The 13,054-nt window shown below is 71.4% G+C and carries 11 protein-coding genes and 1 pseudogene; 5 read left to right on the forward strand and 7 right to left on the reverse strand.

Annotated elements, in window-relative coordinates:
• Window positions 1–69: 69 nt before the first annotated feature.
• Window positions 70–2,520 carry a DNA topoisomerase (ATP-hydrolyzing) subunit A gene (locus tag B9S57_RS12300; protein ID WP_103515593.1) on the forward strand — a complete coding sequence of 817 codons (2,451 nt, stop codon included), beginning with the start codon at window positions 70–72 and terminating at the stop codon, window positions 2,518–2,520.
• A 27-nt stretch (window positions 2,521–2,547) separates the two neighbouring features.
• On the opposite strand, the gene B9S57_RS12305 is transcribed toward B9S57_RS12300, so the two are convergent.
• Complete coding sequence (locus B9S57_RS12305; protein WP_103515594.1) at window positions 2,548–3,612, reverse strand: GTP-binding protein; 1,065 nt, start codon at window positions 3,610–3,612, stop codon at window positions 2,548–2,550.
• A 22-nt stretch (window positions 3,613–3,634) separates the two neighbouring features.
• A complete protein-coding gene (locus tag B9S57_RS12310; protein ID WP_103515595.1) occupies window positions 3,635–4,798 on the reverse strand; it encodes a citrate synthase/methylcitrate synthase in 1,164 nt (387 codons plus the stop codon).
• 149 nt (window positions 4,799–4,947) lie between these two features.
• Between B9S57_RS12310 and B9S57_RS12315 the strand changes: the two genes are divergently transcribed.
• Window positions 4,948–6,300, forward strand: coding sequence for a citrate/2-methylcitrate synthase (locus tag B9S57_RS12315; protein ID WP_103515596.1), 1,353 nt, complete (start codon window positions 4,948–4,950; stop codon window positions 6,298–6,300).
• A 67-nt stretch (window positions 6,301–6,367) separates the two neighbouring features.
• On the opposite strand, the gene B9S57_RS12320 is transcribed toward B9S57_RS12315, so the two are convergent.
• Complete coding sequence (locus tag B9S57_RS12320) at window positions 6,368–7,375, reverse strand: LacI family DNA-binding transcriptional regulator (protein WP_103515597.1); 1,008 nt, start codon at window positions 7,373–7,375, stop codon at window positions 6,368–6,370.
• A 157-nt stretch (window positions 7,376–7,532) separates the two neighbouring features.
• On the opposite strand from B9S57_RS12320, the gene B9S57_RS12325 reads away from it, so the two are divergent.
• Window positions 7,533–9,257, forward strand: a complete 1,725-nt coding sequence (locus tag B9S57_RS12325) for a sensor histidine kinase (RefSeq protein WP_103515598.1) — start codon at window positions 7,533–7,535, stop codon at window positions 9,255–9,257.
• The gene (locus tag B9S57_RS12330) at window positions 9,254–9,931 is read left to right on the forward strand and encodes a response regulator (protein ID WP_103515599.1); all 678 of its coding nucleotides are present in this window, start codon (window positions 9,254–9,256) and stop codon (window positions 9,929–9,931) included. Before B9S57_RS12325 ends, B9S57_RS12330 begins: the two co-directional genes overlap by 4 nt.
• Window positions 9,932–9,956: 25 nt before the next feature.
• Here B9S57_RS12330 and B9S57_RS12335 read toward each other — a convergent pair whose 3' ends face one another.
• The 3 genes and pseudogenes from B9S57_RS12335 to B9S57_RS36355 all read right to left on the reverse strand — a co-directional run.
• Entirely contained in the window at window positions 9,957–11,549 is a 1,593-nt protein-coding gene (locus B9S57_RS12335) for a cation acetate symporter (RefSeq protein WP_103515600.1), read from the reverse strand.
• Window positions 11,546–12,019, reverse strand: a complete 474-nt coding sequence (locus B9S57_RS12340; RefSeq protein ID WP_103515601.1) for a DUF485 domain-containing protein — start codon at window positions 12,017–12,019, stop codon at window positions 11,546–11,548. Before B9S57_RS12340 ends, B9S57_RS12335 begins: the two co-directional genes overlap by 4 nt.
• Window positions 12,020–12,114: 95 nt before the next feature.
• Window positions 12,115–12,491: pseudogene (locus tag B9S57_RS36355) on the reverse strand (response regulator transcription factor); the annotation flags it as partial.
• Here B9S57_RS36355 and B9S57_RS36220 point away from each other — a divergent pair.
• Window positions 12,376–12,633 (forward strand): hypothetical protein, encoded by a 258-nt coding sequence (locus tag B9S57_RS36220; protein WP_308457396.1) that lies wholly within the window; start codon window positions 12,376–12,378, stop codon window positions 12,631–12,633. The pseudogene B9S57_RS36355 and the gene B9S57_RS36220 sit on opposite strands and share 116 nt — an antisense overlap.
• Before the next feature lie 42 nt (window positions 12,634–12,675).
• Here B9S57_RS36220 and B9S57_RS12350 read toward each other — a convergent pair whose 3' ends face one another.
• The gene (locus B9S57_RS12350) at window positions 12,676–13,017 is read right to left on the reverse strand and encodes a hypothetical protein (RefSeq protein WP_146057750.1); all 342 of its coding nucleotides are present in this window, start codon (window positions 13,015–13,017) and stop codon (window positions 12,676–12,678) included.
• Window positions 13,018–13,054: the final 37 nt, after the last annotated feature.

Consider the following 13,054-nt stretch of genomic DNA (forward strand, 5'->3'; position numbering starts at 1 on the left):
GCGGTCCACAATGGTCGGCGTCAGAACCTGAGGTTGCCCGACAGAATCTGTGAAGGAGTCGCAGCCGCGATGGCCCGCCGCAGCACGAAAACCCCGCCGCCGGACGACTTCGAGGAGAAGATCCTCGACATCGACGTCGTCGACGAAATGCAGGGCTCCTTCCTCGAGTACGCGTACTCGGTGATCTACTCCAGGGCGCTGCCCGATGCCCGCGACGGCATGAAGCCCGTGCACCGCCGCATCGTGTCCCAGATGCACGAGATGGGGCTCCGCCCCGACCGCGGCTACGTGAAGTGCGCGCGGGTCGTCGGCGAGGTGATGGGCAAACTGCACCCGCACGGTGACGCGTCGATCTACGACGCACTGGTGCGCATGGCACAGCCGTTCTCGATGCGCCTGCCCCTGGTCGACGGGCACGGCAACTTCGGCTCCCTGGGCAACGACGACCCGCCGGCCGCCATGCGGTACACCGAGTGCCGGATGGCCGACGCCACGTCCCTGATGACGGAGTCCATCGACGAGGACACCGTCGACTACCAGTCGAACTACGACGGTCAGGAGCAGGAGCCGGTCGTCCTCCCGGCGGCGTACCCGAACCTCCTGGTCAACGGTGCCTCCGGGATCGCGGTCGGCATGGCGACCAACATGCCGCCGCACAATCTCGGCGAGGTCATCGCCGCCGCGCGCCACCTCATCAGGCACCCGGGCGCGGACCTCGAGACGCTGATGCGCTTCGTGCCGGGACCCGACCTGCCGACCGGCGGCAGGATCGTCGGCCTCGGCGGCATCAAGGACGCGTACGCCTCCGGGCGCGGCACGTTCAAGATCCGCGCGACCGTCGCCATAGAGAACGTCACGGCCCGTCGCAAGGGTCTCGTCGTCACCGAACTGCCCTTCAGCGTCGGTCCGGAGAAGGTGATCGCTAAGATCAAGGACCTCGTCGGTTCGAAGAAGCTCCAGGGCATCGCCGACGTCAAGGACCTCACCGACCGGGCCCACGGGCTGCGTCTGGTGATCGAGGTCAAGAACGGCTTCGTCCCCGAGGCCGTGCTGGAGCAGCTCTACAAGCTGACGCCGATGGAGGAGTCCTTCGGCATCAACAACGTGGCGCTGGTCGACGGGCAGCCGCTCACCCTGGGGCTCAAGGAGCTCCTGGAGGTCTACCTCGACCACCGTTTCGACGTGGTGCGCCGGCGCAGCGAGTTCCGCAGGACCAAGCGCCGCAACCGGCTGCACCTGGTCGAGGGCCTCCTCGTCGCACTGCTCGACATCGACGAGGTCATCCGCATCATCCGGGACAGCGACAACTCGGCGCAGGCGAAGGAGCGCCTGATGGAGCGCTTCTCGCTGAGCGAGATCCAGACCCAGTACATCCTGGACACCCCGCTGCGCAGGCTCACCCGCTTCGACCGGATCGAGCTGGAGACCGAGCGCGACAAGCTCACCGAGGAGATCGCCGAGCTGACCGCGATCCTGGAGTCGGACGCCGAGCTGCGCAAGCTCGTATCGGCCGAACTGGCGGCGGTGGCGAAGAAGTTCGGTACCGACCGCCGCACGGTGCTGCTGGAGTCCGCGGGCTCGCAGGTCGCCTCGGTGCCGCTGGAGGTCGCCGACGACCCGTGCCAGGTGCTGCTCTCCTCGACCGGTCTCCTGGCCCGCACGGCCAACGCCGAGCCGGTCGTCCAGGCGGAGGACGCCAAACGCACGAAGCACGACGCGATCGTCTCGGCCGTCGCCGCCACGGCGCGCGGGGACGTCGGCGCGGTGACGTCCGCGGGCCGGCTGCTGCGGCTCTCCGTGATCGACCTGCCGCAGCTGCCGGACACCCACGCGGCTCCGAACCTGTCGGGTGGGGCTCAGATCGCGGAGTTCCTGACGCTGGAGCCTGACGAGGAGCTGGTCTGCCTCACCACGCTGGACGAGGAGGCACCGGGCCTGGCCATCGGCACGCTGCAGGGTGTGGTCAAGCGCGTGGTGCCCGACTACCCGGCCAACAAGGACGAGTTGGAGGTCATCTCACTGAAGGACGGTGACCGCGTCGTCGGCGCCACGCAGCTGCGTACGGGCGAGGAGGACCTGGTCTTCATCACGTCCGACGCGCAGTTGCTGCGGTATCCGGCTGCGTCGGTGCGTCCGCAGGGACGCGCGGCGGGCGGGATGGCGGGCGTCAAGCTCGCTCCCGGCTCGACCGTCCTGTCGTTCACCGTGGTGGACCCCGCGGCGGACGCCGTGGTGTTCACCGTCGCCGGGTCGCACGGCACGCTGGACGACTCCGAGCGGACGTGGAAGCTCACTCCGTTCGATCAGTACCCGCGCAAGGGCAGGGCCACCGGCGGGGTGCGCTGCCAGCGATTCCTCAAGGGGGAGGACGTCCTGGTCTTCGCCTGGGCGGGCGAGGCGCCCGCGCGGGCCGCGCAGAAGAACGGCATGCCCGCCGAGCTGCCGGCCCCCGATCCTCGCCGTGACGGTTCGGGCACGCCGCTGACGAGCCAGGTCGCGGTGGTCGCCGGACCTCTGTAGGACGCCGTACGGACGACGGCGCGGGCCTCAGGCCTCGTCGTCGTCCGGCTGCCGCACGTACCGCAGGACGCCCCACATGCTGCGCTCCAGCTCCTCGGTGGCGTCCTGCCACGGGTCCGGGCAGCCTTCGAGCTCCTTCCGCAGCGCCTCGGTGTCGATACCGGATCCGATCAGCACCAGCCGGGTCCGCCGCGGTTCGTCGCGGGGCCACGGCTCCGGCACGAAGCGCAGGAAACGGCCGACGGCGTGCAGGACGTACCGGTTGCCGGGGTCGCCCGCCCCGAAGTCGGCGAATCCCTTGATCCGGTAGAGCCCCGCGGGCCTGGAGTCGAGGAACGCCATGAGCCGTCGGGGGCTGAGCGGCACGTCGGCGGTGAAGGAGACGCTCTCGTACGCCGCGTGCAGATGCTCCTCGTGCATGCGGTCCGCCTCGGGGAGCAGATCCTCGAAGGTCAGCTGGCGGACCGGATCGTCCTCGTCGGGCCGGTGCACGGGGTCGATGAGCAGCTCCGGGTCGACCCTCCCGTACGCCGCGGGGACGACCGCCGCCCTGCCGCCCGCCGTGACGACGGCCTCCCGGACGGCCCGGAGGTCCGCCTCCGCGACCCGGTCGGTCTTGTTCAGGACGATGAGGTCGGCGACCGAGAGGTGGCGGTCGATCTCCGGATGGCGCTCCCGCGTGGCGGGAAACTCCGCGGCGTCGACGACCTCGACCAGTCCCCCGTACCGGATGCGCGGATTGTCGCTGGCCAGCAGCATCCGTACGAGCTCCTGGGGCTCGGCCAGACCGCTCGCCTCGATGACGATCACATCGAGCCGTGCGGCAGGCCGGGTCAGCGTCTCCAGGTAGGTGTCCAGCTCGCTCGCGTCGACGGCGCAGCACATGCAGCCGTTGCCCAGGGAGACCGTGGATCCGACCTGGCCCGCGACGGTCAGCGCGTCGATCTCGATGGCGCCGAAGTCGTTGACGACGACACCGATCCGGTTGCCCGCCCTGTTGCGGAGCAGATGGTTGAGCAGGGTCGTCTTGCCGGATCCGAGGAAGCCGGCCAGGACGACGACCGGGATCTGCGGGGCGGGGGACGCGGTCAACGGGTGGCCTTCCTCGGGTGGGTCAGGGTGCCGGCACGGGGTGCGGCGGCGGGGTCCCGACGTAGCGGGCCGCCGGGCGGATGATCTTCGAGTCCTCCGCCTGCTCCAGGATATTGGCGCTCCAGCCGACCATGCGCGCGGCGCAGAAGGTGGGGGTGAACATCGCGCGCGGCAGTCCGCAGAGCTCCATGACGACACCGGCGTAGAACTCCACGTTGGTGTGCAGTTCGCGTCCCGGCTTGAGCTCGGCAAGGATCGCCTCCACCTGCCGCTCCACCTCGACGGCGAAGTCGACGAGGGGGCCGCCGAAGCTCTGCGCGACCCCGCGGAGCATGCGTGAGCGGGGGTCCTCGGTGCGGTAGACGGGGTGCCCGAACCCCATGATCCGATCCCCCGCGAGGACCCGCTCACGGATCCAGCCGTCGATCCGGTCCGGCGTGCCGATGGCGTCCAGCGTGTCCAGCGCACGGCTGGGCGCGCCACCGTGCAGCGGCCCGGAGAGGGCGCCGACGGCCCCGACGAGGCATGCGGCGACGTCCGCGCCGGTGGAGGCGATCACGCGTGCGGTGAAGGTGGAGGCGTTGAAGCCGTGGTCGACGGTCGAGACGAGGTACCGCTCCACGGCGGCGACCCGTGCCGCTTCCGGCTCCTCGCCGGTGAGCATGTACAGGTAGTTCGCGGCGAACGGCAGGTCGTCGCGCGGCTCGACCGGCTCCAGCCCCTGGCCCAGGCGGTACAGGGAGGTCAGCACCGTGGGGACCGCGGCGCACACGGCGAGCGCGTCCTCACGACGGCGGTCGGAGTCGATGTCGTACACCGGACGGAATCCCGCCGAGGCCCCGAGCAGCGAGAGCGCGGTCCGGAGACCGGCGAGCGGTCCGGAGACCGCCCCGGCGCGTGCGATGGCGGGCAGCGCCGCCCGCACCCCGGCCGGCAGCCCGCGCAGGCCCGCGGTGCGGGCGGCGAAGGCGGCGCCCTCCGCCCGGCCGGGCAGCTCGCCGTGGAACATCAGGAACCAGACGTCCTCGAAGCTGCGGCTCTGCGCCAGGTCGACCGCCGAGTACTGGCGGTAGTGGTAGAAGCCCTCGCGTCCGCGCACGTCTCCGAGCGCGGTGTCGGTGACGATCACGCCGGAGAGGCCCCGGGGTACGTCGAGCGGGGCGGTGTGCGTCTGCGTTGCAGGCATGGCAGGTCTCTTCTCCACCGATGAGCTGAATATTGATTCCACTGTCCATGGTTGACTTTAAAGGTGTCAATATTGATTGCGTCAATACAAAAGCTCTACTGGATGCGGCAGGACATGGACGAGCCATGGATATGGATACGGTGTGCGCCATGACGCATGACTTCGCAGAGGGGACCGGCACGCGAGACGCGGGTGCCGAGGGGGCTCCGGACGCACCCAGGCTCACCACCCGTGAGGCGGCCGGGCGCCTCGGGGTGAAGCCCGAGACCGTGTACGCGTACGTGAGCCGGGGCCAGCTCACCAGCAGGCGCACCCCCGGGGGCCGTGGCAGCACGTTCGACGCCGCCGAGGTGGACGCCCTGGCCCGCCGCACCGGTCGCAGGGACCCCTCGCCGTCCACCGCGGGCGAACTGGTCTTCCGTACCGGCATCACGCTCATCGAGCCGGACCGCTACTTCTTCCGCGGGGTCGACGCCGCCGAGCTCGCGCGCCTGTACGGCTTCGAGGAGGTGGCCGAGTGGATCTGGACCGGGGAGCTCCGTCCGGGCATCCGGTTCGCCGATGCGCCGGAGTCCCTCGCCGCGGCGCGGCGCACCGCGGCAGCGCTGCCGCGGCACAGCAGCTCCACGGACCGGCTCCGGGCCGCCGTCGCGGCCGCCGCTGCCGCCGATCCCCTGCGGTTCGACCTCTCTCCCGAGGGGGTGTTGAACAGCGCCCGCACCCTGCTGCCCACGCTGGTGGGCGCTCTGCCGTCCGCCGGGGAGGCCTCTCCGGCGGCCCCTCCGGCGGACGGGAAGTCCGATGCCGGCGCCCCTCTCGCCCACCGGCTGTGGCCGAAGCTCTCCGACCGGCCCGCGGACGCGGCGTCGCTGGCCGTGCTCGACACCGCGCTGGGGCTGCTGGCCGACCACGATCTCGCGGCGTCGACCCTGGCCGCACGGGTCGCCGCGTCGACCCACGCGCACCCCTATGCCGTGGTCTCGGCGGGGCTGGGGGCGCTGGAGGGCCCGCTGCACGGAGCGGCGAGCGGATCGGCGCACCGCATGCTGTCCGAGGTCGTCGGGCGGGGCGGGGCGGCTCCGGTCGTCGCGGAACACCTGCGTGCCGGCCGGCGGGTGCCGGGGCTCGGCCATCGCCTCTACACGGGTGAGGACCCACGGGCGGGCGCGCTGTTCGCCCTGCTGGAGGAGATGCCGCAGGCGGCCCCCGCGGTGGCGGCGGCACGTGACGTGGTCGCGACCACCGCTCGGCACACCCCGCTGCACGCCAACGTCGACCTCGCGCTGGCCGCCTTCTCGGTCACGTGCGGGATGCCCGCCGAGGCGGGCGAGACCGTCTTCGCCGTGTCCCGCACCGCGGGCTGGGTCGCGCACGCCATGGAGGAGTACGCCGAACGGCCGCTGCGCATGCGGCCGAGCGGGCAGTACACCGGCCCGCGCCCGCCCCGGCCGCTGCCGTCCCCGAGCCGGACCGCCACCCTCGGGTCGAGTCCCGCAAAATAGCTACAGCCTGCGCAAAAACCCACCGGCCCCAAGGGTCGTCGGGCACGCCAGGGGCACGGGACAGCCCTCAGCGGGGCGGGCGGGCCGTGGACCCGCGGACGACGAGCTCCGGCTCGAAGAGGAGCTCGTCGGACGAGACCGTACGCCCCCCGATCTGCACCGAGAGCAGTTCGACCGCGGCCCTGCCCATGGCTTCGATCGGCTGGCGCACCGTGGTCAGCGGCGGCTCGGTGCAGTTCATGAACGCCGAGTCGTCGTAGCCGACGACGGAGACGTCCCCGGGCACCGACAGCCCCCGGCGGCGCGCCGCTCGTACCGCCCCCAGGGCCAGCGGGTCACTCGCGCAGATGATGCCGGTGACTCCTTGGTCGAGCAGCCGCATCGCCGCGGCCTGGCCGCCTTCGAGCGAGAACATGGCCCGCGCCACCCGCTCGTCCGGCACGGTGGCCCCCGACTGCCCGGCCAGCGCCCGGGCGGCGGCCAGCTTGCGCTGCGAGGGCATGTGGTCGGCCGGGCCGAGGACGAACCCGATCTTCTCGTGGCCGAGGGAGGAGAGATGGCGCCACGCCTGCTCGACGGCCACCGAGTCGTCGCACGAGACCGCGGGGAAGCCGAGGTGGGCGATGGCAGCGTTGATCAGGACGACCGGGATCTTGCGGTCGGCGAGCACCTTGTAGTGGTCGTGCGGGGCATCGGCCTGGGCGTAGAGGCCACCCGCGAACACGACTCCCGAGACCTGCTGCTGGAGCAGCAGCTCGACGTAGTCGGCCTCGGAGACTCCCCCCTTGGTCTGCGTGCAGAGCACCGGGGTCAGCCCCTGCTGGGCGAGCGCGCCACCGACCACTTCGGCGAACGCCGGGAAGATGGGGTTCTGCAGCTCCGGCAGGACCAGTCCGACCAGCCGGGCACGCTCACCGCGGAGCTGGGTCGGACGCTCGTAACCCAGCACGTCGAGGGCGGAGAGGACGGCCTGCCGGGTGGCGTCGGAGACTCCCGGCTTGCCGTTCAGCACGCGGCTGACCGTGGCCTCGCTGACTCCAACTTTCTGGGCAACCTGAGCAAGTCGTCGCGTCATGAACGCAAGATTAGCGCAAGAAACGCAAGAAGATTGCGGAGTGTTCGATACCCACAGAACGCTCACAGATGGACGGCGCAAGGGCAAGAGCCCCGGCGCACGGGCCGCGGCGGGCGGTGATTTCGGTCAGCACGGTTCGCCCTCTACCGTTCGTACGATGAGCGCCCCACCGACCACCCCCCGGGGACCGCGCCGGTTCGGCTGGCCGAAACGGGTCTTCTCGCAGGTCCTGCTGATGCAGCTGGCCATCGTCACCGGCGTCACCGTCCTCGTGACGGGCCTCTTCCTGGCGCCGCTCAGCGCCCAGCTCGACGACCAGGCCATGCGGCGCGCCCTGGCGATCGCCCAGAGCACGGCAGCACAGCCGCAGATCGCCGACTCGCTCACCAGCACCGATCCGCACCCGGACGGTGCCGTCCAGGCCGCGGCGGAACGGATCAGGCGGTCGACCGGGGCCGAATACGTCGTGATCATGGACAAGCAGGGGGTGCGCTGGTCGCACACCGACTCCTCCCGCATCGGCGACGTCGTCTCCACCGACCCCAGCACGGCGCTCGCCGGCAGGTCCGTGATGGAGATCGACAGCGGCACCCTCGGGCGTTCGGCCCGCGGCAAGGTCCCCCTGCTCGACGGATCGGGCCGGGTCGTCGGTGCCGTATCGGTCGGCATCGCGTACGACAGTGTCCGCGCCCGGCTGCTCGCCGCGATCCCCGGTCTGCTCGCCTACGCGGGCGGGGCACTGGCCGTCGGAGCTCTGGCCGCCTATCTGATCTCCCGCCGCCTCCAGCGGCAGACCCATGACCTGGCGTTCTCCGACATCTCGGCGCTGCTCACCGAGCGCGAGGCCATGCTGCACAGCATCCGTGAAGGGGTCGTCGCACTCGACCGCACCGGGCGCATCCGGCTCCTGAACGACGAGGCGCAGCGCCTTCTCGGTCTCGGGCCCGGCGCCGCGGGCAAGCGGCTCGACGAGGCCCTCGGAGCGGGCCGGACGGCGGACGTGCTGGCCGGACGGGTGGTCGGCGACGACCTGGTGACCGTCCGTGGCAGCCGTGTGCTGCTCGCCAACCGCATGCCCACCGACGACGGCGGGGCCGTGGCCACCCTCCGCGACCGCACCGAGCTCGAGTATCTCGGCCGCGAACTCGATTCCACCCGTGGTCTGATCGACGCCCTCCGCGCCCAGGACCACGAGCACGCCAACCGGCTGCACACCCTCCTGGGGCTGCTCGAACTGGAGATGCACGACGACGCCGTGGAGTTCGTGACGGAGGTCGTCGGCGTCCACCGGGCAACAGCGGAGCAGGTCACCGAGAAGGTTCACGACCCCCTCCTGGCCTCGCTCCTGGTCGGTAAGGCCACGGTGGCCGCCGAACGCGGTGTCGCCCTGCGGATGGCCCCGGAGACTCTGTTGCCGGACCGGCTGGTGGACCCCCGTGGTCTCGTCACCGTCCTCGGCAATCTGGTCGACAACGCGCTGGACGCGGCCGCGGGGTCGACCGGGGCGCGGATCGAGGTCGGGCTGCGGGCCGAGAGCCGTACGGTGGTGCTGCGCGTGCACGACAGCGGTCCCGGTGTACCGGCGGGTGACCACGAGTCCATCTTCATGGAGGGCTGGTCGACCAAGGAACTCCCGGCCCACGGCAAGCGCGGCCTGGGGCTGCCCCTGGTGCGGCGGCTCGCCGAGCGGCAGGGCGGCAGCGTGTCCGTCTCGGGTTCCCCCGGCGGCGGGGCGGTGTTCACCGTCGTCCTTCCGGAGGCACTGAGCGCGCCGGCGCCCTCCAGCAGCCGTGACCCGGGCGGGCCGGAACAGCCGGACGTCCCGGCCTCGCACAGCTCCTCGGCCCCGGTACGCCCCGCCACGTCAGGAGACGCCCCGTGATCGAGGTCCTGGTCGTGGACGACGACGTACGGGTGGCCCGCATCAACGCGGCCTACGTGTCCAAGGTCCCCGGATTCCGGGTGGCCGCCTTGGCGCACTCCGCGGACGAGGCCCTCGCCAGGATCGCCGGGATGCCCATCGACCTGATCCTGCTCGACCACTACCTGCCGGACCGCAACGGCCTGGCCGTGGTGCGGGAACTGCGCGGTCTCGGCCGTCACACCGACGTGATCATGGTGACCGCGGCGCGCGACGTCGCGACCGTTCAGGCCGCGATGCGCCACGGAGCCCTCCAGTATCTGGTGAAGCCGTTCGCCTACGCCGGGCTCCGCACCAGACTGGAGGCCTACGCGGCACTGCGCCGCACGTTCGAGGGCGGCGGCGAGGCCGAGCAGACGGAGGTGGACCGGCTGTTCGGGGCCTTGTGGGCCACGGGCGGTTCCGATCTCCCCAAGGGGCACTCGACGACGACCGCGGACCTGGTCCGCCAGGCCCTGCGCGCCGCCGACGGGCCGCTCTCCGCGCAGGAGATCGCGGAGAGCGCGGGAATGAGCCGTCAGACGGCCCAGCGCTATCTGAAGCTGCTGGAGCGCACGGGCAGGGTGCGGCTGTCCCTCAAGTACGGCGAGACAGGGCGCCCGGAACACCGGTACACCTGGGCCACCGGCTCCTGAAACCGCCGCCGCCCCTCCGCGCCGCCTACGCCGCGCCCGCGCCGGTCAGCGACCGCACCTCCGTCTCCGCGTGCTTGGCCGGGTCGGGCGGCTCGGGTGAGGTGACCGTGCCGATCCAGCCGGCCAGGAAACCGGCGGGGATCGAGACGAGGCCCGGGTTCTCCAGGGGGAAGAACGCGAAGTCGACTCCGGGGAAGAGCGAGGTCGGACTCCCCGAGACGACCGGCGAGAGCAGTACGAGCGCAACGGCCGGGACGAGTCCGCCGTAGACGGCCCAGACCGCTCCCCGGGTGGTGAAGTTCCGCCAGAACAACGAGTACAGCAGCGCGGGGAGGTTGGCGGAGGCCGCGACCGCGAAGGCCAGCCCCACCAGGAACGCGACGTTCAGGTCCTGGGCGAGGAGGCCGAGCGCGATGGCCACCACCCCGATACCCGCCGCGGCCACCCTCGCCACACCGACCTCGCTCCACTGCTCGGCACCCGGCCGCCGGAACGAGGCGTACAGGTCGTGGGCGACGGAGGCGGAGGAGGCGAGGGTGATCCCGGCGACGACGGCGAGGATCGTGGCGAAGGCGATCGCGGCGACGACGGCGAAGAGCACGGTGCCGCCCGTGGAGCCCTCGCCGCCCCCGAGGACGAGCGCCAGGAGCGGAACAGCGGTGTTCCCGGACGTGTGGGACGCCCGGACCTCGGTGGGGCCGACGAGTGCGGCCGCTCCGAACCCGAGGACGATGGTCATCAGGTAGAAGCTGCCGATCAGCCCGATGGACCAGACGACGGACCGCCGGGCCGCGCGGGCCGTGGGAACCGTGTAGAAGCGCGACAGGATGTGCGGCAGGCCGGCCGTGCCGAGGACGAGCGCGAGGCCGAGACTGATGAAGTCGAAGCGCGCCGTCCAGCTCCCGCCGTACTTCAGCCCGGGCGAGAGGAAGTCCCTGCCGTTACCGCTGCGTTCGGCTGCGGAGGTGAGCAGGGCGTTGACGTCGCCGTGGAAACGGGCGAGGACGAGGGCGGTGAGCGCGACGGCGCCGGCCATCAGCAGGACCGCCTTCACGATCTGGATCCAGGTCGTGGCACGCATCCCGCCGAGCGACACGTAGATGACCATCAGCGCTCCGACCCCGACCACGGTCCAGGACCGGGCGGTGTCGCTCGTACCGCCCAGGAGAAGCGCGACGAGACTGCCCGCGCCCACCATCTGCGCCACCAGGTACAACACGGAGACGGTGACGGACGAGGTGCCCAGGGCCGTACGCACCGGGCGCTCCGCCATGCGGGCGGCCACCACGTCGGCGAGGGTGAACCGTCCGCAGTTCCGCACGAGTTCGGCGACGAGGAGCAGGACGACGAGCCAGGCCACGAGGAAGCCGACCGAGTAGAGCATGCCGTCGTAGCCGTAGAGGGCGATCAGTCCCGAGATGCCGAGGAAGGAGGCGGCGGACATGTAGTCACCGGCGATGGCGAATCCGTTCTCCATGGGGGAGAACAGCCTTCCGCCCGCGTAGAACTCCTCGGCGGAGCCCTGCCTGTTACGGCCGACCCACGTGGTGATGCCGAGCGTCACGGCGATGAACACGCTGAAGAGCAGCAGCGCCAGAGTCTGGTGATCTCCCCTCACCGGCCGGCCCCTCTCGTCATCTCCTGGGTCTCCCAGCGCAGTTCCAGAGCGGCACGGTCCCGGTGCAGACGCGCATGGCGCGCGTACGCCCAGGTGAGCAGGAACGTGGTGAGGAACTGGCCGAGCCCGGCCACCATGGCCACGTTCAGCACACCGGCCACGGGACGCGCCATCAGATCGTGCGCGGTGGTGGCGACGATGACATAGGCGAGGTACCAGAGCAGGAAGGCGGCCGCCGCCGGCACGACGAACCTCCGGTAGCGGCGGCGCACCTCGCGGAACGCCGGGCTGCTCTGCACCTCCAGATAGATCTCGGCAGCGCTGGTGCTGCGCCGCTCCACCGTCCGGAGCCGCCCCTCGACAGCGTCGGCCCCTGCCCCGTACGGGTCGTCCCACCCGGTGGCCGGCGCCTCGTACCACGGGTCGTCGAGCCGCACCGCTGCGACGCCCGGCCCTGCTTCCTTCTCCACCAACAACTCCCTTGTCCACGAGCCTTTTCGGCGCGTAGCCAAGAATGGGCAGATCGGGAAGATCCCGGGCACTTCATTCGCGCTGCTTCACCATTTCAGGTGACGGAAGTGCCGGGCGGCTGTGCGATCCCCGCGCCGTAGGCATAGCGGACGGTCCCGGTTCTGTCGCGCGCCCCCGTCTTGGCGAAGAGGTTGTTGACGTGGGTCTTCACCGTGGCCCGGGAGATGCGCAGGGTCCGCCCGATCTCCGTGTGGGACAGACCGTCCGCGATGAGGGCCTGCACTCGCCCTCCCGGGGAGTGAGCCCGTCGGGCAGCTCCGAGGGCAGCGGTGCCCCGGTCTCGACGGCGTGGGCGGTGACCCGCTCCAGCAGCCGGCTCCGCACCTTCGGCGAGAGCCCCGCATCTCCGGACATCACGGCCTCGATGGCCTGGGCGATCTCCTCGCCCCGGGCGTCCTTGGTCAGGTGGCCCGGCGAGCACGTCGCGGATCTCGCGGGCGATCCTGGACCTCTCGGCCGGCGCGGCCGCACCGGCTTCCGCCTCCCGCGCGGCCCACTCCTGGGCGAGGAGCCGACGCGAGCTGCCCCGGGCCTCGGCATCGAGCCGCAGTAGGTGTCCTACCCAGACACAGGCTGCCCGTGGTGATCACCGTCGTCAGCCATCGACACGCAGCGCGATCCCGCCCACCCGTACGTGGAGCGTGGCCCTGGTGCCCCGGCTCCAGACGGATTCGTCCGGCCCCTGCCACATCCGGGCGGTCCGTCCCCATCCAGCCCCGGTGGCCAGACCCAGGACGAGGCCCGCGCCCGGCATCACCCCCGAGAACGTCTCGTGACGGGGGTCGAGCGCTCCGTCACTGCGCAGGGCGACGATGAGGAGGATCACGGGAAGCAGCCACCACCGCCTCCGCTCGCCGACCCGCTGGGCCGAGAACTGACGCACGACGACGAGTGCGACAACCGCGACGATCACCCGAACGTTCAGGAGCTCTGACACGGCAGCCTCCGAGGGCGTGAGGATTCGATGCCTTCGA

This window comes from Streptomyces sp. SM10, from assembly GCF_002910915.1.
Taxonomy (GTDB): Bacteria; Actinomycetota; Actinomycetes; order Streptomycetales; family Streptomycetaceae; genus Streptomyces.